This window comes from Allobosea lathyri (assembly GCF_900108245.1).
Classification (GTDB): Bacteria; Pseudomonadota; Alphaproteobacteria; order Rhizobiales; family Beijerinckiaceae; genus Allobosea; species Allobosea lathyri.
This window is the reverse complement of record NZ_FNUY01000008.1, coordinates 44514-66576: the sequence shown is the minus strand read 5'-3', so window position 1 is coordinate 66576 and position 22063 is coordinate 44514. Positions and strand designations below refer to the sequence as shown.

Below are 22063 nucleotides of genomic sequence, written 5' to 3'. Positions count from 1 at the left end.
AAGATGAAGACAGAGAATTGGGCGATCGTCGCCTCCGTACTCGCCGGCGTTGCGCTGGTCGGCTTCTTTGCCGCTCCTTCGCTGCTGCGCGGACCACCGCGCGATCAGGAAACGCTCTGTCCCAAGACGGGTCCGGTCGGCCATACGCTGGTCCTGGTCGACAAGAGCGACCCCTGGAGCGAGGTCCAGGCCGGGCGGCTGAAGAAGCTGGTCAAACAGATCGGCGACGACTTGCCGGCCGACCGGATGATGTCGATCTACGTGTTCAAGGACGTCTTCGAACCGGGCTTCCCGCCACTCATCGCCTTGTGCAACCCCGGCCGCACGGCCAGCGAGTTGATCGGCAATCCGCGCCGGGAATATGTCAAATGGGTCGAGAAGTTTGGGCGCCCGCTCGACGAGGCGCTGGTCGTGCTGACGCAGCCGGCCAAGGGCAACCTGTCCCCGATCGTCGAGGCCGTCGGCGATGTCGTGTCACGCCGCGAAAACCGCGTCCCCTCCGGCGATCGGACACTCGTGCTGGTGTCCGACATGCTGCAGAATTCCAGCCAGTTCAGCTTTTTCGGGAGCGCGCCGGGCGCTCGTGATCCGGAGCGTCTGCGGCGCCTGATCGGCAAGGTCTGGCAGGATTCAGGCGCCAGCAGCTGGCAATTGCAAGTCCATCAGGTTCAGGGCGTCTATGAGCCCCAGCGTCTCGAACAGGCCGGGACGCTCTGGCAGCAAACCCTGGACAAGCTGAAGATCGCCTACGCCTGGGAGCGGCTGTAGGCGGCACGATCGGGAACGGCCGCGATCTCAGCGCCCAGCCGATAGGCCATCCGCACGCCGCCCCAATGCCGGCCGTTCACCCGCAGCGGCGCGTCGACCTCGCGCAGGATGTCGCTGGCGCCGCCCCCGAGGTCGCGATGATAGGCCTGTACGAGGAACGGGCGCACTGACCGCGCCGCGGTAATGCCGGCGCGCTCGTCGAAAATGCGCCTGTTGCGGGCATAGGTCGCGTTCCAGAGCGGATCGTTCTCGCGCTGCGGCAGCGAGAACTCCGCATTGTGAACCGGGACATAGCCGTTACGGTCGGTCGGGAGCGCGAAGATGAGGCGCGGGTCGCTGGCCAGAATGCGCGACAGCAGCGGCGGCAGGACCGCCTCCAAGGCCGGCAACGCCCTGCTCATGAATTGTCGGGGTTCGGTTCCGGGCACGGAGACATAGTCGATGTCGAAAAGATCGGCCTCGCTCACGAGCCCATCGCGAAGCGCGTCCTCCAGCACGATGGCAACGTCCCGGGCAAAGTCCTGGGCGCGCTCGATCAAAGGCCGGTAGGAGCGCTCGATCGTCTGGATCATGTCCGCCAGCGGGCGGCACCCGGCGACGACATCGGGCTCGAACGCGACATGGAGGCCGAGTTCGCTCGACGCCATCATCCGGAACGGAAGCGACGGCAGGCCGTCGATCTCGATCGTGCCCGAGGATCCGGGTTTCAGCCGTTCATTGGCGGGCTTGGCGAGCAAAGCGCCGCCGCGGCCCAGATCGATCGTGCTGCTGGCAAAGCCGAGCGTGCCGATGCGGGCTTCCGCGCGTCGCTCGGCCGGAAACCGGTCGTGACGCCGGCGGTCGGCAAAAGCCGAATGACGCAGGATCGGCGTGAAGCGCCGCATCATGTTGCCGACGAGCTTCGCGCCCTTGGCCGTCGCCCTGCGGAGGTTTTCGCTGTCGGCGACGGTCGCGAGCGCGACGCGGTCGATCTCGTCGACACGCTGTCCGACATTCTCGATGAACAGCGCGGTTGCAACGGCGCTGCGGGACAATTCAGCTGTCGCCGCCGCCTGCTCCTGCGAAGCACCGCCGATCGCGGCGATGATGGGATTGACCTCCCGCACCATCTGCAGGGCGTCGTTCACGATGGCGGTAGAGCCTTGCGCCGCGCGCGTGAGCCGGTCGACGCGATGGCGGATATGGTCGGCGGCTTCGCGCACCTCGACCGCCAGTGTCTTGACCTCATGAGCCACGACCCCGAAGCCACGCCCGGCCTCTCCCGCACGCGCCGCTTCGATCGCGGCATTGAGAGCCAGCAGATTGGTCTGTCGTGCAATCTCGGCAATGGAGTCGACGATGCTGCGGATCTCGGCGGTCGCCGAGGAGAGCCCGCCCATCAGCTCTGTCGCCTCGCCAGCGCGGGTGGCCGCGGCATCCAGCCTGTCCCGCGCGCTGTTCATCGCGCTGCCGACCTGCTCGGCCGCCTGCGAGACCTGCTGCGTCGCCACAGCCAGTGCAGACGAATTCGCGCTGGCGGTATCGGTGGCCAGGCGCATGTCGACGACGCTTTCGCGGATGGCGCGGGAACTGGTTTCGGACTCCGCCGAAAAGCGCTCGGCGTGACCGAGTTCCGCGGTGAGCTCGCGCATCGCTGCCACGACATCCTGCTCGAGCTCGTCCACGGCGTCACGGATCGCAGCGCTGCTGTCGTAGACAGCATGTCGGGATGAGGGGGCAGGCATGATGTCCGCCGACACGGCAGGCTGGACTGCCTCCGCTTGGCTTCGACTGCCTAGCCAGCGTCGAATCCTGCGATGCATCGGCCAATCCAGTGAGAGTAACAATCTTCCTCTTTATGGCGTGACACCGTTAATAAAACTTCACTGGCGTGAGCCGCGCATCGGGCCAGCCCCAGAGAGCATGGACCCGCCCCGAACCGCTCTGTAAGACTTTGCGTCACCAGCCCTGCCCGACCGAGCCTTTACCCACCGAGCCTTGCCACCCGACAGAGCCTTGCCATGACCCATCATAGCTACGACGTCATCGTCGCCGGCGTCGGCGCCATGGGGTCGGCCGCCTGCTGGCACCTGGCCAAACGCGGCCTGAAGGTTCTCGGGCTGGAGCGTTTCAATCTCGGCCACGCGATGGGCTCCTCGCACGGCATGACCCGGATCATCCGCCTCGCCTATTTCGAGGGCTCGCATTACGTGCCGATCGTCAGGCGCGCGCATGAACTCTGGGAACAGACCGGCACGGAAGCCGGGATGAAACTCCTGCACGTCACCGGCTCGCTCGACCTTGCGCCGGAAGGTGCTGGCCCGGTCGAATCGTCGTTGCAATCCTGCCTCGACCACGGGCTCAGCCATGAGCGCCTCGACGGCCCTGACATCACCAGGCGCTTTCCGGGCTTCAACCTGCCCGCCGGCCATGTCGGGCTGTGGCAGCCCGATGGCGGCTTCGTCGCCTCCGAGAAGGCGATTTACGCCCATGTCGGCCTGGCGCAGTCGCGCGGCGCCGAGATCCGGACGAATGAGCCACTGCTGGACTGGACACCGACGGCGCAGGGCGGCGTGGTGGTACGCACAGAGCGTGGAACCTATTCGGCCGGCCGGCTGGTGATTACCTCGGGCGGCTGGATCGCCGACGCTGTCCCTGCTTTGGCCAAGCGCGTGTCCACCGTCCGGCAGGCGATCGGCTGGTTCACCACGCGCCGGCCCGAGTTGTTCCGGCCGGACGTCTTTCCCGTCTTCATCCTGAGCGTCGAGGAAGGCACGTTCTACGGTTTCCCGCTGTATGAGCATCCCGGCTTCAAGCTGGGCGGCCCGCATTTCGGGCGCGAGCCGATGGACCCGCGCGACGACGACCGCACACCGAGTCCGCGACAGGTCGCGCTGATCCGCGAATGCCTGGCGCGCTATCTGCCTGACGCGGCCGGCGAGCCGCTGACCCTCAAGGGCTGCGTGTACAGCGTGTCGCCCGACGAGGATTTCATCATCGACAGCGTGCCGGGCGTGCCGCAGGCGGTGTTCGCCTCGGCCTGCTCCGGCCATGGCTTCAAATTCGCCAGCGCCATCGGCGAAATCCTGGCCGACCTGTCGACCTCGGGCCAGTCGGCCTTCGACCTCAAGCCCTTTGCGCTCGACCGCTTCGCGGCCTGAGCCTGAAATCCAGCCAGAACGGAACGACTGACGTGGCCAGCGCAGCCGAAAACCGCCGTGGCATCCTCTCCATGCTGCTGGCGATGTCACTGTTCACCGGCAACGACCTGCTGATGAAGCTGGCCCGCGAGGTCTACCCCGCAGGTCAGGCAATCGCGCTCCGAACCATCTTCGCCATCCTTGCGGGGTTGGCCCTGGTGTTCGCCTTCCGGGAGAGCGACAAGCTCCTGCTGGCCCTGCGCCCCGTGGTTCTCCTGCGCGGCCTGATCGAGGCTACCGTGGCGCTGAGCTTCGTCTGGGCGCTGGGAATGTTGCCGCTGGCGAACGCCACGGCCATCGGCATGGCCTCCCCGCTCCTGATCGTCGCGCTTGCCGTGGCGCTGCGGATCGAGCGCATCGGCTGGCGGCGGACGCTCGCCGTTCTCGTCGGCTTCTGCGGCGTCCTGATCGTGCTCAGGCCGAGTGCGGACGGTTTCAATGCCGCGGCTTTGATTGCGCTGGCCAGCGCCGTTCTGGTCGCATTCCGCGACCTGCTGACGCGCAGCATCGGCAATGATGTGCCCTCCACCGTGATCTCCCTGACCACGACGGTGCTCGTCGGCATCGTCGCGGTCAGCTACGGCTCTCTGGAGGATTGGCAGCCGATCTGGCGCCGCGAAACCGCTTTTGTCGCCGCAGCGGCTGTGCTGGTGTCGTCGGGTAGCTTTTTCATCATCGGCGCCTTCCGCAATACCGATGTCGGCATCGTCTCGGGATACCGCTATTCCGTCATCATCTTCGCGGTCATTGCGGGCTACCTGATCTGGGGCGATATCCCGGAGCCGCTGGCCTTTGTCGGCATCGGGCTGATCGTGGCGAGCGGGCTCTATACGATGCACCGGCAGCGCGTGCGGCCCGATTCCAACCTCAAGCTCACCGCCGATCCGACGCCATGATCCCCGCCCGCCCCAAGCCGACGCTGACGATACTGGTCGCGATCTCCGCGCTCCAGCCGCTGGCGCTCAACCTGCTGGCTCCGGCAACGCCGACGCTGACGCGGCATTTCGCCTCCAGCTACGCCACGATCCAGCTCAGCCTGACGCTGTTCCTGGTCTCGGTCGCGCTGACCCAGCTCGTGATCGGGCCCCTATCCGACCGTTTTGGGCGGCGCCCCTGCGTCAATGCCGGGATCGCCTTGTTCGTGCTCGGCTCGGTTCTTGGCGCACTGGCGCCCTCCACCGATATCCTCCTGCTGGCCCGCGTTCTTCAGGGCGCAGGGTCGGGCACCGCCTTTGCGCTGTCGCGCGCGATCATCCGCGACACGTCGGACCGCGACGAATCGGCGGGGCTCATCGCGAGCGTGACGATGGTGATGGTGGTGGCGCCGATGATCGCGCCCTGGCTCGGCGGGCAGATCGAGACGCGCTTCGGCTGGCGGATGATCTTCTGGTTCATGATGGCGATCGCCATCGGCGTTCTGGCCCTGACTCTCGCCCGACTGCCCGAAACCGCCCGTATCGTCGGCACGCGGACATCGCTGCTCGGCGTGTTCCGCGCCTTTCCCGAACTGGCGCGCAATCGCATGTTCGTGCTGAACGTGATCGCAAGCTCGACGACGGTCGCGGCATTCTTCGCCTTCATCGCAGCCGCGCCCTATATCGTGGTCGAAACCATGGGGCGCGGGTCGGACGTCTATGGCACGTTCTTCATGACGAATGCCTTCGGCTACATGATCGGCAATTTCGCGATGTCCCGGCTGGTCGGGCGCATCGGTGCGGCCCGCATGGTCCATATCGGGCTGGTGATCTCCTTCGTCGGAATGTGTGCGGCGATGGCGCTGTCGCTGCTTCCGGCCTGGTCGCCGTTGACCTTCTTCCTGCCGATCGCGTTTAACTCCATTGGAAACGGGCTGACGATTCCCGGTTCCACGGCAGAGGCGCTGTCGGCGCGGCCCGAACTCGCGGGATCGGCGGCCGGGCTGATGGGCGCGATCCAGCTTGGGCTGGGAGCCGCCATGACCCTGCTGATCAGCTGGCTGGTGACGCTCTGGCCCCAGGCGCTGATCGCGATGATGTGGCTCCTGATCGCGATCGGGCTGCTTTCGACCCGTTTCGCCCGCGCGAGCCGGTAGTCGGCCCGGCTATTTCACGACGATGTTGTAGACGGTATCGGTCCGGACATCGACGCGGCCATTGAAGAGATAGGTCGAGATCACGGCGCGATCGCTGCCGCGAAAGCCCGCACGAGAACGGTAAACGACCACATAACCCTCAAAGGGCCTGCCGAGGCAATGCGAACTCGGATTGCTGACTTTCATCCGCCGGCTACGAATCTCAAAGCTGCCATTCGCCGCCCGTTCTCGTATCTCAGGCTTTCCGCCTGCGCTTTCGCACATGCCGTTGATGGCGCCGAAGGCAGCGATCGACCGTTCGGTGCCACTGGCGACGACGATATCGATCGCCGCCGCCGGATTTGCGATCGCGACCAAGCCGGCGACCAACAGCAACGCACGCAACATCGACCACTCCACCCCAGACCGCGGTGAAGTTAACCTAACGTCACTCTTCGAGGCGCGCAATCAAACTCGACGTGTCCCAGCGCCTGCCGCCCATTTTCTGAACTTCGGCATAGAACTGATCGACCAGCGCAGTGACGGGCAGCTGCGCGCCGTTGCGCCGTGCCTCGTCCAGCACGATCCCGAGGTCCTTGCGCATCCAGTCGACGGCAAAGCCGAAGTCGAACTTGCCGGCATTCATGGTCTTGCCGCGATTTTCCATCTGCCAGGACCCTGCAGCGCCCTTCGAGATCACCTCCAGCATCGCCTCGACATCGAGCCCGGCGCGCTTGGCGAAATGGACACCTTCCGACAGGCCCTGGACGAGGCCGGCGATGCAGATCTGGTTGACCATCTTGGTGAGCTGGCCGGAGCCGGCCGGCCCCATCAGCTTGCACATGCGCGCGAAGCTGCCGATCACGGGCTCGGCCCTCGCATAAACGGCGGCATCGCCGCCGCACATCACCGTCAGCACGCCGTTCTCAGCGCCCGCCTGCCCGCCGGAGACCGGCGCGTCGATGAAGCCGAAGCCGCCGGCAGTCGCCGCCGCATCAAGCTCGCGCGCCACGCCGGCCGAGGCGGTGGTGTGGTCGACGAAGATCGCGCCTTTCTCCATGCCGGAAAAGGCACCGTTCTCGCCCAGCGTGACCGAGCGCAGATCGTCGTCATTGCCGACGCAGGCGAAGACGATCTCCTGCCCCTTGGCCGCATCGGCCGGCGTCGGGGCGCTGGCGCCGCCATGCTGCGCCACCCAGGCTTGCGCCTTCGTCGGGTTGCGATTGTAGATCGTGACGTCGTGGCCCTTGGCCTTGAGGTGGCCAGCCATGGGATAGCCCATCACGCCGAGACCGAGGAAGGCGACTTTGGTCATGTTTCGCTCCGCTGCATTTCTTGAAATCCCTGAACGGACTTAGCGCGCGGCAGACCAACTGGAAAGAAGCGCGCCTGTGCCGCCCCGCATGCGCTGAATGGGGCAGCGCGTGTTGTCGCCGGACACCGGACCGGATAGGGCATGCGGCCATGACCATATCCAATGATGACGATCTGAAGGGTTTGCAGGAGATCGGCCGCATCGTCGCCAACGCGCTGGCGGCGATGGGCAAGGCGCTCGAACCCGGCATGACGACGGCGGAACTCGACCAGATCGGCCGTGCAGCGCTGGAACACGCCGGAGCCCGCCCGGCTCCCGAACTGGCCTATGGCTTTCCCGGCGCGACCTGCATCAGCGTGAACGAGGAAATCGCCCACGGCATTCCCGGCCCGCGCCGGATCGCAGCCGGCGATCTCGTCAATATCGACGTCTCCGCGGAGAAGAACGGTTTCTTCTCCGATACGGGCGCCTCCTTTGCAGTGCCGCCGATCTCGCGCCGGACCGAAAAGCTGTGCCGGGACGGCCGCCGCGCGCTGTGGGCCGGGCTCGGCCAGGTTGGCGCCGGCAAGCCGCTCGCGGGAATCGGGCAGGCTGTCGGCCGCTTCGCCGAAAAGAACGGCTATACGCTGGTCCGCAATCTCGCGAGCCATGGCGTCGGCCGCTCGCTGCATGAGGAGCCGACCGAGATCGCAACCTGGCCCGAGCGCTCGGAGCGTCGCGTGATGCATAAGGGCCTGGTGTTCACGGTCGAGCCATTCCTGTCGCTGGGTGCCAACTGGGCCGAGAATGGCGACGATCCCTGGACGCTCTATGGCGAACCGCGCGCGCCGACCGTGCAGTACGAACATACGGTCGTCGCAACAGCGAACGGGCCGTTGATCCTGACCTTGCCGGGCTGATCGCGGCCATTAGCCCTGCTCGGAAACTGTTTGATAAATCAGCCCTCATCCAGAGGAGCCGCGAAGCGGCGTCTCGAAGGATGTTGCAGGAGGCTCCCGAACCACCCGGAACATCCTTCGAGACGCCATTTCTGACGAAAGGGCTCCTCAGGATGAGGGCTGGAGGAATTTCCAAACGGGCTCTCAGCGCAGCGCCATGTGGCGGGTGAGCCGGAGTTCGACCCTGTCCCAGACGCGTCTGATCACCTCGACCATCATCAGGTAGATCAGCGCGGCGTAGAGATAGATCGAAAGGTCGAAGGAGCGGGCGAAAGCCAGCCGCGTCGCCCCCATCAGGTCGAACAGCGTCACCAGCGAGGCGATCGCGCTGACCTTGATCGTCACGATCAGCTCGTTGCCGAGCGGCCGCAGCGCCAGGATCATCGCCTGGGGCATGATGACGTGCCGCAATGTCGCCCAGCGATGCAGCCCGAGCGAGAGCGCTCCCTCGAACTGCCCGCGCGGGATCGACTGGATGGCGCCGCGCAGGATCTCGGTCTGATAGGCGGCCGTGTTGATGGTGAAGGCCAGTACCGCGCAATAGAACGGCTCGCGGAAGAACCACCAGAGGCCGACATCCTGCCAGAACAGCCGGAACTGGCCGAGCCCGTAATAGATCAGGAAGAGCTGGCAGAGCAGCGGCGTGCCGCGAAAGAAGGTGGTGTAGCCGTTAACGGCCACTTGCGCCCAGCGCGGCCCGTAAAGCCGCGTGATCGCCAGCCCGACAGCGATGGCGAAGCCGAGCACGACGGAGATCGCGACCAGCTGGAACGTTATCCCGAGGCCGCTGAACATGCGGCAGCCGTAGTTCTGGAAGACTTCGCTGCCGACGAGCCAGCCAGGAAACTCGCACCAGCTCATCGCGTCGCGCCCCCGAAGGCGGCAAAGCCACGATTGGTCCGCGCCTCGACACGCCCGAGCCCCCAGGCGGAGATCAGCGAGAAAGCGAAGTAGATCAGCATCGCCGCGCCGAAGAACAGGAACGGCTCCTTCGTCACGACATTGGCGCGGGTGGTGATGAACATGATGTCGGGCAGCGTGATGACCGAGACCAGCGAGGTCTCCTTCAGCAGGACCATCCAGTTGTTGCCGAGCCCGGGCAAAGCGACGCGGATGAGCTGCGGGAAGACGACGAGCCGGAAGGCCTGCGCCTTGCTCAGGCCGAGCGCGGAAGCGGCCTCGCGCTGACCCTTCTGGATCGAGTTCAGCGCGCCGACCCAGACCTCGCTGGAGAAGGCGGACAGGACGACTCCCAGCGCGACCATGCCGGCGACGAAGGGTGGCATGCTGAAATTGCCGGGCAGACCAAGCTTCGCCCAGAGCTCCTGAAGCAGGATCTGGATGCCGAAATAGATGATGTAAAGCGTCAGCAGCTCGGGAACACCACGAAACACCGTGGTGTAGACCGTCGACAGCCAGCGCAGGATGGCGCTGTCCGAGCGCTTGCCGAGCGCGACGATCAGGCCCAGCGCCAGCCCGAAAGGCAGCGTCGCCAGCGCAATCGAGATGGTGATGAAGGCGCCCTGAAGGAGCGCCAGGCCCCAGCCGCCCTGACCGAAACCGAGCAATGCGAGTTTATCGAGCATGGATGCGCCGGCACGGAAGGAAACGGAAATCTCGCCGGCACGATCAGCGCCGGCGAGGATGTGTCAGGCGATGGCGATCAGCTCGCGTTGAACTTGAACCACTTGTCTTCGATCGCCTTGTGGGAGCCGTCGGCCATCGACTCCGCAATGGCCTTGTCCCACATCGCCTTCAAAGCCGTGTCGGACTTGCGCACGGCGCCGCCGACACCGGGGCCGTGGATCGCGTTGTCGCGCGGGACTTCGGCGATCTTCTTGCAGCAATCCTTGCCCTGGCCCTTCAGGAAGTCGGCAAGCGCCAGCGCATCGGCCACCGCATAATCGAGGCGCCCGTTGATCAGGTCGAGATTGACCTCTTCCTGCGTCGGATAGAGGCGCGCATTCGAATCCTTGTAGAACTTCTCGAGGAAGTTGGCGTGGATCGTCGAGCCCTGCGCGCCGATCGCCTTGCCCTTGAGCGCGGCCGGCGAAATATCCGCCGAGGCCGTCGTCTTCGGGCCGACCATCCAGATCGGGGTCTTGCTGTAGACCGAGGTGAAGTCGACCTGCTTCTTGCGCTCGTCGGTGGCGTTCATGCCGGCGATGATGATGTCGTATTTATTGGCCAGCAGCGCCGGGATGATGCCGTCCCAGTCCTGCACGACCCAGGTGCATTTCACCTTCATCTTCTCGCAAATCATGTTTGCGTAGTCGATCTCGAAGCCTTCCAGCTCCTTCTTGGCGTTGAGGTTGTTGTAGGGCGGATAGGCGCCTTCCGTGCCGATCCGGACCTCCTTCCATTCCTTGGCCTGGGCAAGCGCACCGGTTGCGCCGACAACCGTCAACGCGGCGGCGGCGATGAAACGAACGAAACCTATCATGGTACCTCCCACAGGTTCGACCGGCCGGGCGTTTGGGGTTCCCGTGTCCGGTACGTGCTCACAGATTGGGCGATCCTGTGCCATTGCCGCAAGTGGGCGCGCGCAGCTTTTCTGAGCCGCAGCGCCCAATAATCTTGCAGCGCTATGCTGCTGTTTTTGCTGATTAAAATGTAATTCTGACCGTGCAGCGCCCGCGCACCGGTCATAAAGCACTACGCGGCCGTCAGGCAGCGACAGCCTGGCCTGACGAGCGCAGGCGTTCGTCGAGAACCGCGACGACCCAGATCAGGAAGCCGCCCAGCGCCAGCGCGGTCCCGACCCAGCCGGTCGAGGTCCAGCCGTAGCCGGCCGCGATCGCCATGCCGCCGAGCCAGGGGCCCAGCGCATTGGCGGTGTTGAAGGCGCTGTGGTTCAGCGCCGCCGCCAGGGTCTGCGCGTCGTCGGCGACGTCCATCAGCCGGGTCTGGAGCATGGTGCCGAGGCCACCACCGCAGCCGATCAGGAAGATCACGCCCGACACCGCCCAGATGTTGCCCGCCGCGAACGGGAACAGGGCTAGCGAGGCGGCGCTCCAGAGCAGCATGCCGCCGATCGACGGCATCAGGGCACGATCCGCCGCCCAGCCGCCAAACAGCGTTCCCGCTGTCAGCCCGACACCGAAGACGCAAAGCACGAGCGGCACGATATGAGGCTGGACCTGCGTCACCTCCATCAGCGTCGAGGCGACATAGGTGTAGACGGCGAACATGCCGCCAAAGCCGATCGCGCCGATGCCCAATGTCAGCCAGACCTGCCGGCGCTTCAGCGCGCCAAGTTCCCGCAGCGGACTGGCACCGGGCTGAAGCGTGTCGCGCGGCGCAAACAACGCCACCAGCAGCACCGTCAGCAGGGCCAGCAGCGCGACAATCGCAAACCCCCAGCGCCAGCCCAGCGCCTGCCCCATCAGATTGGCGGCGGGCACGCCGAGAATGGTGGCGATGGTCAGCCCGAGCATGACCCGCGCCACGGATTGCGCCCGGCGGTTCGGCGGCGACAGCGAAGCGGCGACCAGGGAGGCCACGCCGAAATAGGCGCCGTGCGGCAAACCACTGAGGAAACGAAAGGCCAGCATCCAGCCATAGGTCGGCGCGAGCGCGCTCATCAGATTTGCGATGGCAAAGACCACCATCAGGCCGATCAACAGCGTCCGGCGCGTCACCTTGGCCGCGAGCACTGCAATGATGGGCGCGCCGACGACGACGCCCAGCGCATAGGCGCTGATCACGTGACCGGCCATCGGCTCGTCGATGCCGAGCCCGACCGAGAAGAACGGCAGGAGGCTCATCGCGGCGAATTCGGTCGTGCCGATGGCGAAGCCGCCCATTGCCAGCGCAAAGAGCACGAGCCCGACATGCGCCGGACGGGAAGTCGTTGCCGCCTCCGGGAGGCAGCGGTCATCGGCGGCGAGCGTCATGGGTATTGTCCGAGAGAATCTGGCGGCGCAGCGATTACATTGCAGCGCAGCATTCTGACATAGTCATGTCACCCACGCCCTATCAACAGGGCGTGAAGCGCAAGCCCATGACCTCATTGCATGCCGCGCCGCCGAGATTGTTTGGAAACTCCAGCCCTCATCCTGAGGAGCGCCGCAGGCGCGTCTCGAAGGATTCTCCAGCTGGCATCGGAGCCTCCTGAAGCATCCTTCGAGACGCCATTCTTGCGGAATGGCTCCTCAGGATGAGGGCTCAGGACGTTTTCCAAACAGTTTCCTTGAGCTTTCGCCCTCGAAGCTTTGAGGCAGGAGCCTTATAGACTGGCTCCCCCGAGACCCGCCCGCCGAGATTGCCCGTGATACCCTGGACCCTGATCGACACTGCAACGCTGCCCGGAAAGGGCGGAGAACTGCGCCTGAAGCAGCGCGGCACCGAATTCTCGATCATGCTGGGAAGCAACGAGTTGATGAACAGCCGCCTCAGCGGCTCGGAGGAGGCTCTCGCGACACTGTCCTGCCAGCGGATCGAGGGGCAGCCGCAGCCACGCATCCTGATCGGCGGGCTTGGCATGGGCTTCACGCTGCGGGCGGCCCTGGCCGTTCTGGGGCCGCAGGCGCAGGTCGAGGTCGCGGAGCTCGTTCCCGCCGTCGTCGCCTGGGCGCGCGGTCCGATGGCATCCGTTTTCGCCGGCTGCCTCGACGACGCCCGCGTCAGCATCGTGGTCGGCGATGTCGGGCGGCAGATCGCAGCCGGCCCGGCGCGCTATGATGCGATCCTGCTCGATGTCGACAATGGCCCGGAAGGGCTGACCATCGCCGGCAACGACTCGCTCTATGACGATGCCGGCCTTCACGCGGCCCGCACGGCCCTGCGTCCTGGCGGCGTGCTTGCCGTCTGGTCCTCGGGCCCCGACCGCAGCTTCACGCAGCGCCTTCGCAAAGCGGGATTTACCGTCGAGGAGACCAAGGTGCGCGCCAGCAGGCATGGCGGCGGCGCGCGCCATGTGATCTGGCTGGCACTGCGCCGCTAGAGCATCGGCCCGAAAAGTGGAACGCGATTTTCGGGAAAAGTCGATGCAAAATCAAAGATTTAGATCACCGGCCCGGATATGATATTCGGTCCGATGATCTAGAGGATGGCGCCGGCCGACGGGAACCCGTCTGCGTCAGGCTCCCGCTGAACTCGCAGCGCATCATTCGAGCCGGCAGAGCCCGTCGCAGGGGGCAGCCGATACCGTCGCGGCAAAGCCGGAAATCGCTTTCTGGGCGTCCTGCTTCAAATTCGGCATAGCTGCCTGCAATGCGTCGATCACCGCTTTCCGGTCGAGCGGCGCGATCCCTGCCGCGAGCGCTGCGGCATTATCGGAGAAGCTGCGGGCCAGCATGAGTTGATTGGCCGGGCGCAGCGCGGGATTTCGCAATGCCAATGCCGAACCCGTCACGATTTCCATCAGGCCGAGGCGCATCTGCCGCAACCCCTGGAAGCGCGCATCGGTCTTCTCTTCCGCCGTGAGACGGGCGCCGAAATCGTTCATAGCCTGCAACGAGGCGGCAACAAGCTTCAGCCGGAATTCGTGTGAGCGTGTCAGTTCATCCTGAAACTCCACCGCGTTGCGCGCCGCGTCGGGCTTTTGCTTGGCAGGGTCCGGGGAAAACAGCAGGTAGGCTTGCAGCACCTGCGTCTGTTTCTGGATGATGCCCAGCAGAGCCTCGATGCTCGCCGCGGTGTAGGGCGCAGTGCCGAGAATGGCGGGAGCGTTCCAGACATCGGCCAGAATCCTGCCGTCCACCGGATCCGCCAGACGCGGCAGCGTCACCGTGCCCGGCTTTGCGCGCATCAGCGATTCGACTGCCCCATAGGCTGCATCCATGTAGACCGCCCCGTTTGCAGGCACTTCGGCCCGCCCGGGAAGGCTGGCCAGGCAAAGCCCGCCGAATACGGCAAGCCGCCCTATCGATCCGCGTAACGTCATGGTCTTCCTTTTCCTGCGGCGCGCGCTTCCGCGATCAGGCACAATTCGGTGAACAGCACCTGCGCCGCGCATTGGGCCGTATTGGTCGTGGCGTCATATTGCGGCGCGATCTCTACGACATCTGCGGCAACAATATCACGCCCCTTCAATCCACGCAGGATGGCGAGCGCCTCGCGCGGTGTCAGCCCTCCGATCTCTGGCGTGCCGGTGCCCGGCGCGAAGGCCGGATCGAGCGAATCGACGTCGAAGGAGACATAGGTCGGTCCGTCGCCGATGACGGAGAGCGCCTTTGCGATCACCGCGTCGAGCCCCATGCGATCGACCTCGTCGGCATGGATCACGGTCATCCCCGACTCGTAGGAGAATTCCCAGAGATATTCGGCCCCGCCCCTGATGCCGATCTGGATCGTACGCTGCGGGTCGAGCACCCCATCGAGGACCGCCTGCCTGAACGGGCCGCCATGGTGGAATTTCGACCCCTCATAGGGACCCGACGTGTCGCAATGCGCGTCGATATGGACCAGGCCGACGGGACGCTTGGCGCCGACCGCCTTCAGGATCGGATAGGTGATCGAATGGTCGCCACCGACGGCAAGCGTCGAGACGCCGGCCGCGACGATGGTCTTGAACGTCGCCTCGATGTCCTCATGGCAGCTTTCCAGCGAATAGCGCGAGCGGAACGGCACATCGCCGATATCGGCTACCTTGAGCATGCCGAGCGGCGCCGTGCCCAGCACATGGTCCATCGGGCCCATGCGCTCGACAGCGCGCACCGCGCGCGGGCCCAGCCGCGTGCCGGCGCGATTGGTCACGCCCAGATCCATCGGAAGGCCGATGATCGCAACGTCGAGCCCGCCGAGATCAGGCTGGCCCAACGCATCCGGGCGATACGGCGCGCTGATGAAGGTCGCGACATCGGAGAACGGCCATTTGCGCCTGTCGCCCTTGAACTGGTCGGCCGCGACCTTGGCAAAGCGCGGATCGTGGATGTCGGCGCCGCTGGCGCCGGCGTAGCGCGCCCTCAGTTTCGCCAGCCTGTCCTGATCCATGTCGCGCGCCTTTCGCATTTCATCGGCATCGAGTGCGTGTGAACTTGACCGCGCTGCGGAAAAGTAACATGCGCTTCAGGCGCAGTCGTGCCATGTCTCGGACGCAGCCGTCGAGATGCGTGCTTCGGCTCGCGATCAGGTCAAGGATGGAGAGCTCCGCCCGAAAAACTTGCAAATATCAGGCCGAAAGCACGGCCCTTTGCACCAAAGAACAATGGGCCGGGCCTTGAAGATTGGGCGCACTAGCCAGCATTGTCGTGCCAACACCGCAGTCCTGCCAACACCGCAGGACGGGCTCGAACCCGTCTGCATCATTTTGCTGAAATCCGAGGAGATGTTCCCCAATGAAGCGTCGTCAGTTTATCCAGACCGCAGCGGCAGGCGCCGCAGCGGCCACCGCCATTGCCATGCCCGCCGTCGCCCAGTCGGCGCCCGAGGTGAAATGGCGGCTGGCATCGAGCTTCCCGAAGTCGCTCGACACGATCTATGGCGGCGCCGAAGTCATGGCCAAGATGGTCTCCGACCTGACCGACGGCAAATTCCAGATCCAGGTCTTCGCTGCCGGTGAAATCGTACCCGCGCTGCAGGCCGCCGACGCCGTCACCAATGGCACGGTCGAGATGTGCCACACCGTGTCGTATTATTATGTCGGCAAGGACCCGACCTTCGCGATCGCGGCCTCGGTGCCGTTCGGCCTCAATGCACGCGGCCAGAACGCCTGGCTTTTCCAGGCCGGCGGCAACGACCTGTTCAACGAGTTCTACAAGAAGTTCAACATCCACGGCATTCCCTGCGGCAATACCGGTGCCCAGATGGGCGGCTGGTTCCGCAAGGAGATCAAGACGGTCGCCGATCTGCAGGGCCTGAAGATGCGTATCGGCGGCATCGCCGGCTCGGTGCTGCAGAAGCTTGGCGTCGTGCCGCAGCAAATCGGCGGCGGCGACATCTATCCGGCGCTGGAAAAGGGCACCATCGACGGCGCCGAGTGGGTCGGCCCCTATGATGACGAGAAGCTCGGCTTCTCGAAGGTCGCGCCGTATTACTACTATCCGGGCTTCTGGGAGGGCGGACCGACGGTTCACGCCTTCATCAACCTGGATAAGTGGAACGCCCTGCCCAAGCAGTATCAGGCTGCGCTGACCGCTGCTTGCACCTATGCCAACACCCAGATGGCAGCGAAGTACGACGTGGTGAACCCGCCCGCGCTGAAGCGCCTCGTCGGCGCCGGTACGCAGCTGCGCCCGTTCTCGCAGGAGATCCTGGAAGCCTGCCTCAAGGCCTCCAACGAGCTCTACGGCGAGATCTCGGCGAAGAACCCCGACTTCAAGAAGGCGATCGAGGCCATGGCCGCCTTCCGTTCGGACCAGTATCTCTGGTGGCAGGTGGCGGAGCTGAGCTTCGACGTCTTCCAGGTGCGTTCGCGCGCACGCTGAGAGCGCTGCTCCACAGTCGCCGCATTCTCAAAAGCCCGGCTCCGGCCGGGCTTTTTTGTTGCCGTCCCCGCATCATGTGATTTTCACATGGGCGGCATGCATTTTTCTCTTGCGTCCTCCGCCAGACCTGCTTTTCTGGTCGTCCGCGAATGATCGGGACAACCGGCGCGCGGAATGTCTTTGAGGGAGGACATGCCCAGACGACGCCAAGCGACGCTTACATAAGCCGCGCGCGGGCAATGAATCAGCTCTGAAGAGAGCGACCGGCCGCTAGGCGACCCAACTCGAAGACTATCGAACCCCGGCTGAAAAGCCGGGGTTTTTCATGAGAAGAGCCTCGGCTGAAAAGCGGGATTTTTCATGCGAGAGCCTCGGCTGAAAAGCCGGAGTTCAACCGGTTTTTCCCGGCCGGAAAACAGTTATGCTCGGGGGGCGCCATAGCCTTGCCTTGCTTGGCGGCTAACCGGACGATCAGCTCCTCGGGATACTTCGCAATGCTCCGCATCGCAGCCTCCGCGCTCGCCGCCCTGCTGGCCACCTCCGCTGCCATGGCGCAGTCGATCGGCGAACCGCTGCCCGGGCGCTCCACCGCCAAGGATAAGCTCAAGCCGGCCCGCTCCGACACAGCAGCACGCGCCTGTCCCGAATATGGTCCGGGCTTCGTGCGTGTCGAGGGCTCCTCGCTCTGTGTAAGAGCTGGCGGTGCGGTGCGCGTCGATTTCGGCAAGAGTTCGCGCAGTGGGTACAATTCGTCGGGCTACGGTTCGTCTGTTGGCGCGCTGGTCGATCTTGAAGCGCGCGGGGAGTCCAGCCTCGGACCGGTCCGGAGCGTCGTCAGGATGCGTGGACAGTCGGATCGCGGGCTGGAATCCGGACCTTTCCGTTACTGAACCGCGCGAAAGCCTAGCGGGTCAGCCTCGCCACCTCGGCGCGCAGGACCGGCACGAGCTCCGTATCGAACCAGGGATTCCGCTTGAGCCAGGCATTGTTGCGCCAGGATGGATGCGGCAGCGGCAGCACGCGCGGATGCGCGTTGCGGGCCAGGATCTCGCGCCAGTTCGCGACCGTTTCGGAGAGATTGGCGCCTTCGCTCGGGCCAAGATGCCAGGCTTGCGCATAGCGCCCTATGGCGAGGACCAGTTCGATCGAAGGAAGAGCCGCGAAGACACGCTCGCGCCAGATTGGCGCGCATTCGCGACGCGGCGGCCGGTCGCCCCCTTTGGCGTCGAGCCCCGGAAAACAGTGCCCCATCGGTACGATTGCAACCTTTTCGGGATCATAGAATGTCGCCTCATCAAGGCCGAGCCAGCCGCGCAGCCGCACGCCGGAAGGATCGGTGAAGGGCTGGCCGCTGGCGTGAACGCGGGTGCCGGGCGCCTGCCCCGCAATGCAGATGCGCGCGCTCGCAGATGCCTGGATGACCGGGCGGGGCTGATGCGGCAGTGCCGGCAGATAAAGCGGCGCATCCCGGCAGACCCGACAGGCACGGAGGTCGTGGAGAACGGCCTCGAGCGTTTCGGCGTCAGCGGCCCCTGCCCCGGTCATCGTCTCGCCAACCTGGCGCGACCGGGCGCCTGCGAGATCAGCCCGTCGCAGGTCCAATCCGCGGCTTTCCGGCTGAAATCATGGGGGTCGCCGGGTTCGATCCGGGCCATGCCGTTGATGCGCCCGCTGGGCCTGCTGCGCAGAACGTAAAGCTGGCCGCTGGTCTCGACCGTGAAGCAATAGGTGCGGCGCGTCTCGTGCGGTCCATAATAGTAGCAGACCGCATCGGCCGTCGTCGTCCAGCAGGCGTCGCGATTGGGCACATTGCGGTTGTGGCCGCTCGCCCGGCCATCAGGGTGGTGATACTCGCTGAAGGGCTGGTTGGTGCCGGAATAGCGGCCGCTGACCGTGTTGCCCTCGAAAACGCGCTTGATCGCGTCGCCGTCCAGCCTTTCGGCCGCCATGGCTGCGCCGCAAGCCAGAACCGCTGCCGCGAGCAGCGCCGATGGAAGGCCGCGCATCAGCGCGCCGCGAGACGCCGCCGCGACATCAGCGGCTCGGGCGCCCTGGAGATCAGGCCATCGCAATACCAAGGCGTGCCCTGGTCGCTGTGCTTGCGCGGATTGCCCAGCTCGATCGTCGCCAGCGCGTTGACCATGCCGTTGCTGGTATTGCGCAGAACATAGAGATCGCCGGAAACCTCGACGGTGAAGCAGTGGACCGTGCGGTCGCTCGGGGGGCCATAATAGTAGCAGACCTGATCCTCCTTGGTGATCCAGCAGGCGTCCTTGTTGGGCTGCCAGCCATTATTGCCGAGCGCCCGGCCATCGGCCTCATGATACTCCGTGAAGAAGCCGCCATTGGTGTAGCGGCCACTGACAGTGTTGCCCTCGAAGGCGCGCTTGATCGCCTCGCCGCTGAGACGCTCGACGGCGAAAGCCGGAGTCGACAGGCCAATCAGGGCCGCGAGAAACAGGGCAAATGCGCGCATCAAGCCTTCCAGCTCGGCCGGGCCGCGAGTTCGCCGTGCCAACGGCGGATATGAACGAATTCCTCCGGCAGGCGAATGCGCGAGGGCTTCATGAAATCGATCGCGATCCCCGCCGTGATATCGGCAACCGTCAGGCTGTCGCCGCAGACATAAGGGTTTCCCGCAAGCTGCAATTCGAGAATCCAGAGATGGTCGTCGACCTGCTCGCGATTCGCCTCGGCCCATTCGGGCACCTGCTCCTCAAGCTCGGCCATCGAGGGGTGGCTGTGGCGAAACACCGCCGATACGCTGGAAAACAACCCCAGCTCGACCCGCCGGTTCCACATCTCGATCAGGGCCTGCTCCTTCGGATCGCGCCCGAACAAAGGCGGCGTCGGATGCAGCCCTTCGAGATAGCGGCAGATCGCGATCGTCTCGGCCAGCGCAGTGCCGTCATCGAGTTCGAGCACGGGTAGCCGCTGCGCCGGATTCAGCTTCGTGAAGGCCTCGCTCTTGTGCTCTTTTTTGGTGATGTCGATCGGGATGAGCTCGGGCAAGGGCACGCCCTTCTCGGCGAAGAAAATACGCACTCGCCGCGGATTTGGCGCGCGCGCGCCGTCATAGAGCTTCATCGAGACCTCTCCCATTCGCGCAGACCCGACCATGCCGAAGGAGGCGAGGTCAACCATGTCGATCTTCTTCATGATGGTTATGTGGCGATCGTCGCCGCTGCTCACCGCGCGTGCCCGCGCCGCCAGGTCTCGGGCCGCTCGAATTTCAGCGCCCAGAGCCCGCGCCCAGCGGCTTTCGCCTGCTCTTCCTCGCTGCGGTAGTCGCCATAGGCAACCGCCTGGCCGTCGCGGACGAGCGTGGCGTTGATGTCGGTCTCGCCCTGGCGGCAGCGGGCAAGGCCGCGCCCATAGCGGTCGATCTTGCCGATCTCGCAGGTGACCAGCCCGCGCGCGAGCAGGCCCTGCAAGGCCCGACGCGCCGCACGGCCACAATCGACCTGACGGCCGACCTGATCCGCGCAGCTCTGGCGGTATTCGGGCGCATCGAGCCCTTCCAGCCGCAGCTCCTCGCCAGACAGCCTGAGCGAATCGCCGTCGATCGCCTGCGCGGCGCCGACAAGCGTGCGCGCGGGGCCAAGCCGGTATTGCAGGACGGCGCCTGCTATCGCCAGCAAACCAATGATTCCAAGGGCAACGACGAAATCGACCGGCCGGCTGACGCGTCGCCAGCCCAGCGGTCCGTATCGGGAAGGGGTGAATCCAAAGCGCGCCATCAGGAAGAGCTTAACGATTTGCTGTCCATGATGGCGAGCCGATTGCGCATTCCGCGTGACGGGAAGAGGAAACACGTCCCTCATCATGGCGGAAGTGACGGCCGAACAGGTGCAGCGCGGGCGCGGGCCCGACCCGGCCGCTTTGGCGCGCCGCAAGCTCATCACGCGCGAGGTCAAATCCGTGCGCGAGCGCCTGACCTCGTCGACCGGTCTGGAACGCGCCTTCGACGTCGAGTTGCTCCGCCTGTTCGCGCAATACCGCATGACCGGCTCGGTCGGCACGCTGGTGCTGGCCATGGGCGTCGCGGCGGCTGCCTGCCTGTGGATTCCCGTCTACATGGTGATGCCATGGCTCGGCGGCGTCCTGCTAAGCTCGATGGTCATCGTGCTGTTGTCCCGGCGCTATCTCAACCAATCCACCAGCGAATTCGGCATCCGGCTCTGGCGCAGGCTGTTTACGCTGGCGGAAGGGCTGCACGGCCTGTCCTGGTCCCTCATCCTTTTGCTGTTCGCGCTGGTCGACGCGCCCGGCGCCAAGGTGTTCGTCACGACGACGCTGCTCATCGTCAGCGCTCTGACCGTGATGCTCTCGGCCTCGATCCCGATTGCCGTCTATGCCGGACTTGCGCCGATCGCGGCCGGGATCGGGCTGTTCTTCTGGGGACGGTCCGACATCGACAGCGTCACCATGGCGCTGATGGCGGCCTCGGCGCAGCTCTTCTTCGTCTTCCTGGCAAACCGGCTTTACGCGAGCTCGGTCTCGACCATCGAGTTCCGGGCCGAGAAGGATGCGCTGATCGCGGAACTCGAGACCGCCACCGCCAATTCCGACGAAGCCCGCCGCAAGGCCGAGGAAGCCAATCTCGCCAAATCGCGCTTCCTCGCCACGATGAGCCACGAGCTGCGCACCCCTCTCAACGCGATCCTCGGCTTCTCCGAGGTGATGAAGAACGAGGTTTTCGGCGGGCATGCCAATGCGGCCTATAAGGAATACTCCGCCGACATCCACGGTTCGGGCCAGCATCTGCTCAACCTGATCAACGAGATTCTCGACCTGTCGCGCATCGAGGCCGGCAAATACGAGCTGAACGAAGAGGCGCTGTCACTCGCCGGCATCGTCGACGACTGCCATCACATGCTGAACCTGCGCGCCAAGGCCAAGGGCCAGACGATCCGCGAAGCGGTCGAGCCCGATCTGCCGAAGGTCTGGGCCGATGAGCGGGCGATCCGGCAGGCCGTCCTGAACATCCTGTCGAACGCGATCAAATTCACGCCCCAGGGCGGAGAGATTTCGATCAAGGTCGGCTGGACCGCCAATGGCGGGCAATATGTTTCGATTGCCGATACCGGCCCCGGCATTCCCGAGGACGAGATCCCGATCGTGCTGCAGACCTTCGGGCGCGGGTCGCTGGCGATCAAGACGGCCGAACAAGGCTCGGGGCTTGGCCTGCCGATCGTCAAGGGCCTGCTCGACCTGCACAATGGCGGCTTCCATCTGAAATCGAAACCGCGGGCGGGCACCGAAGTCACGATCACCCTGCCGGCGGAGCGCGTGATGGATACGCTGGCTGCATTGCCGGAGCCGAAGACAAGGGCGGCGTAGAGCTTGGATGTGCCGGGGCTGCGCGTCGCGCGGGTAAGCTTAGGCGGAGAAATGAGGGCAAGGTAACGGACGGCAAATTCGACGCTGGGCGCGTTAGCTGA

The 22063-nt window shown here is 65.1% G+C and carries 23 protein-coding genes; 9 read left to right on the top strand and 14 right to left on the bottom strand.

Annotated elements, in window-relative coordinates; translation table 11 throughout:
* Positions 1–3: 3 nt before the first annotated feature.
* Positions 4–768, top strand: a complete 765-nt coding sequence (locus C4S73_RS18615; RefSeq protein ID WP_103874035.1) for a hypothetical protein — start codon at positions 4–6, stop codon at positions 766–768.
* Here the strand turns inward: C4S73_RS18615 and C4S73_RS18610 are convergent.
* Positions 747–2492, bottom strand: coding sequence for a methyl-accepting chemotaxis protein (locus tag C4S73_RS18610; protein WP_160115831.1), 1746 nt, complete (start codon positions 2490–2492; stop codon positions 747–749). The two genes, C4S73_RS18615 and C4S73_RS18610, sit on opposite strands and share 22 nt — an antisense overlap.
* Positions 2493–2768: 276 nt before the next feature.
* On the opposite strand from C4S73_RS18610, the gene solA reads away from it, so the two are divergent.
* Genes solA through C4S73_RS18595 form a run of 3 tightly spaced genes read left to right on the top strand, consistent with a single transcriptional unit; the run spans position 2769 to position 6018 of the window.
* Positions 2769–3908 (top strand): N-methyl-L-tryptophan oxidase, encoded by a 1140-nt coding sequence (solA, locus tag C4S73_RS18605; RefSeq protein ID WP_103874033.1) that lies wholly within the window; start codon positions 2769–2771, stop codon positions 3906–3908.
* Positions 3909–3940: 32 nt separating this feature from the next.
* The gene (locus C4S73_RS18600; protein ID WP_103874032.1) at positions 3941–4843 is read left to right on the top strand and encodes a DMT family transporter; all 903 of its coding nucleotides are present in this window, start codon (positions 3941–3943) and stop codon (positions 4841–4843) included.
* Positions 4840–6018, top strand: a complete 1179-nt coding sequence (locus tag C4S73_RS18595) for a multidrug effflux MFS transporter (RefSeq protein WP_103874031.1) — start codon at positions 4840–4842, stop codon at positions 6016–6018. Before C4S73_RS18600 ends, C4S73_RS18595 begins: the two co-directional genes overlap by 4 nt.
* Before the next feature lie 9 nt (positions 6019–6027).
* Here C4S73_RS18595 and C4S73_RS18590 read toward each other — a convergent pair whose 3' ends face one another.
* Together C4S73_RS18590 and C4S73_RS18585 are read right to left on the bottom strand one after the other, a co-directional pair.
* Positions 6028–6465 (bottom strand): hypothetical protein, encoded by a 438-nt coding sequence (locus C4S73_RS18590; RefSeq protein WP_146071411.1) that lies wholly within the window; start codon positions 6463–6465, stop codon positions 6028–6030.
* Positions 6446–7312, bottom strand: a complete 867-nt coding sequence (locus C4S73_RS18585; RefSeq protein ID WP_103874029.1) for an NAD(P)-dependent oxidoreductase — start codon at positions 7310–7312, stop codon at positions 6446–6448. The genes C4S73_RS18590 and C4S73_RS18585 overlap by 20 nt, the downstream gene beginning before the upstream one ends.
* Before the next feature lie 149 nt (positions 7313–7461).
* Between C4S73_RS18585 and map the strand changes: the two genes are divergently transcribed.
* Positions 7462–8211 (top strand): type I methionyl aminopeptidase, encoded by a 750-nt coding sequence (gene map / locus C4S73_RS18580; protein WP_103874028.1) that lies wholly within the window; start codon positions 7462–7464, stop codon positions 8209–8211.
* A gap of 183 nt (positions 8212–8394) precedes the next feature.
* Here the strand turns inward: map and C4S73_RS18575 are convergent, their stop codons facing one another.
* The 4 genes from C4S73_RS18575 to C4S73_RS18560 form a co-directional block, all read right to left on the bottom strand.
* Positions 8395–9111: an ABC transporter permease gene (locus tag C4S73_RS18575; protein ID WP_103874027.1), complete on the bottom strand. Its 717-nt coding sequence runs from the start codon at positions 9109–9111 to the stop codon at positions 8395–8397.
* The gene (locus C4S73_RS18570) at positions 9108–9836 is read right to left on the bottom strand and encodes an ABC transporter permease (protein ID WP_103874026.1); all 729 of its coding nucleotides are present in this window, start codon (positions 9834–9836) and stop codon (positions 9108–9110) included. Before C4S73_RS18570 ends, C4S73_RS18575 begins: the two co-directional genes overlap by 4 nt.
* A 77-nt stretch (positions 9837–9913) precedes the next feature.
* The gene (locus C4S73_RS18565; protein ID WP_103874025.1) at positions 9914–10693 is read right to left on the bottom strand and encodes a transporter substrate-binding domain-containing protein; all 780 of its coding nucleotides are present in this window, start codon (positions 10691–10693) and stop codon (positions 9914–9916) included.
* A gap of 223 nt (positions 10694–10916) precedes the next feature.
* Positions 10917–12146: an MFS transporter gene (locus C4S73_RS18560; RefSeq protein WP_103874024.1), complete on the bottom strand. Its 1230-nt coding sequence runs from the start codon at positions 12144–12146 to the stop codon at positions 10917–10919.
* A 374-nt stretch (positions 12147–12520) separates the two neighbouring features.
* Here C4S73_RS18560 and C4S73_RS18555 point away from each other — a divergent pair, with 374 nt between their 5' ends.
* On the top strand, positions 12521–13195 hold the full coding sequence (locus C4S73_RS18555; protein WP_103874023.1) for a spermidine synthase: 675 nt from the start codon (positions 12521–12523) through the stop codon (positions 13193–13195).
* A 162-nt stretch (positions 13196–13357) separates the two neighbouring features.
* Here the strand turns inward: C4S73_RS18555 and C4S73_RS18550 are convergent, their stop codons facing one another.
* Together C4S73_RS18550 and speB are read right to left on the bottom strand one after the other, a co-directional pair.
* On the bottom strand, positions 13358–14209 hold the full coding sequence (locus C4S73_RS18550; RefSeq protein WP_146071410.1) for a hypothetical protein: 852 nt from the start codon (positions 14207–14209) through the stop codon (positions 13358–13360).
* Complete coding sequence (gene speB, locus C4S73_RS18545) at positions 14134–15186, bottom strand: agmatinase (RefSeq protein WP_103874250.1); 1053 nt, start codon at positions 15184–15186, stop codon at positions 14134–14136. The genes C4S73_RS18550 and speB overlap by 76 nt, the downstream gene beginning before the upstream one ends.
* A gap of 344 nt (positions 15187–15530) precedes the next feature.
* Between speB and C4S73_RS18540 the strand changes: the two genes are divergently transcribed.
* Entirely contained in the window at positions 15531–16619 is a 1089-nt protein-coding gene (locus tag C4S73_RS18540; RefSeq protein WP_103874021.1) for a TRAP transporter substrate-binding protein, read from the top strand.
* Positions 16620–17113: 494 nt separating this feature from the next.
* Entirely contained in the window at positions 17114–17509 is a 396-nt protein-coding gene (locus C4S73_RS28475) for a porin (RefSeq protein WP_200828048.1), read from the top strand.
* A 13-nt stretch (positions 17510–17522) separates the two neighbouring features.
* Here C4S73_RS28475 and C4S73_RS18530 read toward each other — a convergent pair whose 3' ends face one another.
* The 5 genes from C4S73_RS18530 to C4S73_RS18510 are packed head-to-tail and all read right to left on the bottom strand — an operon-like array spanning position 17523 to position 20359.
* Positions 17523–18164, bottom strand: a complete 642-nt coding sequence (locus C4S73_RS18530) for a uracil-DNA glycosylase family protein (RefSeq protein WP_103874020.1) — start codon at positions 18162–18164, stop codon at positions 17523–17525.
* Complete coding sequence (locus C4S73_RS18525; RefSeq protein WP_103874019.1) at positions 18161–18625, bottom strand: hypothetical protein; 465 nt, start codon at positions 18623–18625, stop codon at positions 18161–18163. The genes C4S73_RS18530 and C4S73_RS18525 overlap by 4 nt, the downstream gene beginning before the upstream one ends.
* Positions 18625–19095: a hypothetical protein gene (locus C4S73_RS18520; RefSeq protein WP_103874018.1), complete on the bottom strand. Its 471-nt coding sequence runs from the start codon at positions 19093–19095 to the stop codon at positions 18625–18627. The genes C4S73_RS18525 and C4S73_RS18520 overlap by 1 nt, the downstream gene beginning before the upstream one ends.
* Positions 19095–19763, bottom strand: coding sequence for a glutathione S-transferase family protein (locus tag C4S73_RS18515; RefSeq protein ID WP_342210581.1), 669 nt, complete (start codon positions 19761–19763; stop codon positions 19095–19097). The genes C4S73_RS18520 and C4S73_RS18515 overlap by 1 nt, the downstream gene beginning before the upstream one ends.
* A 44-nt stretch (positions 19764–19807) precedes the next feature.
* On the bottom strand, positions 19808–20359 hold the full coding sequence (locus C4S73_RS18510) for a thermonuclease family protein (RefSeq protein WP_160115830.1): 552 nt from the start codon (positions 20357–20359) through the stop codon (positions 19808–19810).
* An 85-nt stretch (positions 20360–20444) separates the two neighbouring features.
* Here C4S73_RS18510 and C4S73_RS18505 point away from each other — a divergent pair, with 85 nt between their 5' ends.
* Positions 20445–21962 carry a sensor histidine kinase gene (locus tag C4S73_RS18505; protein ID WP_103874017.1) on the top strand — a complete coding sequence of 506 codons (1518 nt, stop codon included), beginning with the start codon at positions 20445–20447 and terminating at the stop codon, positions 21960–21962.
* The last annotated feature ends 101 nt before the right edge of the window (positions 21963–22063 follow it).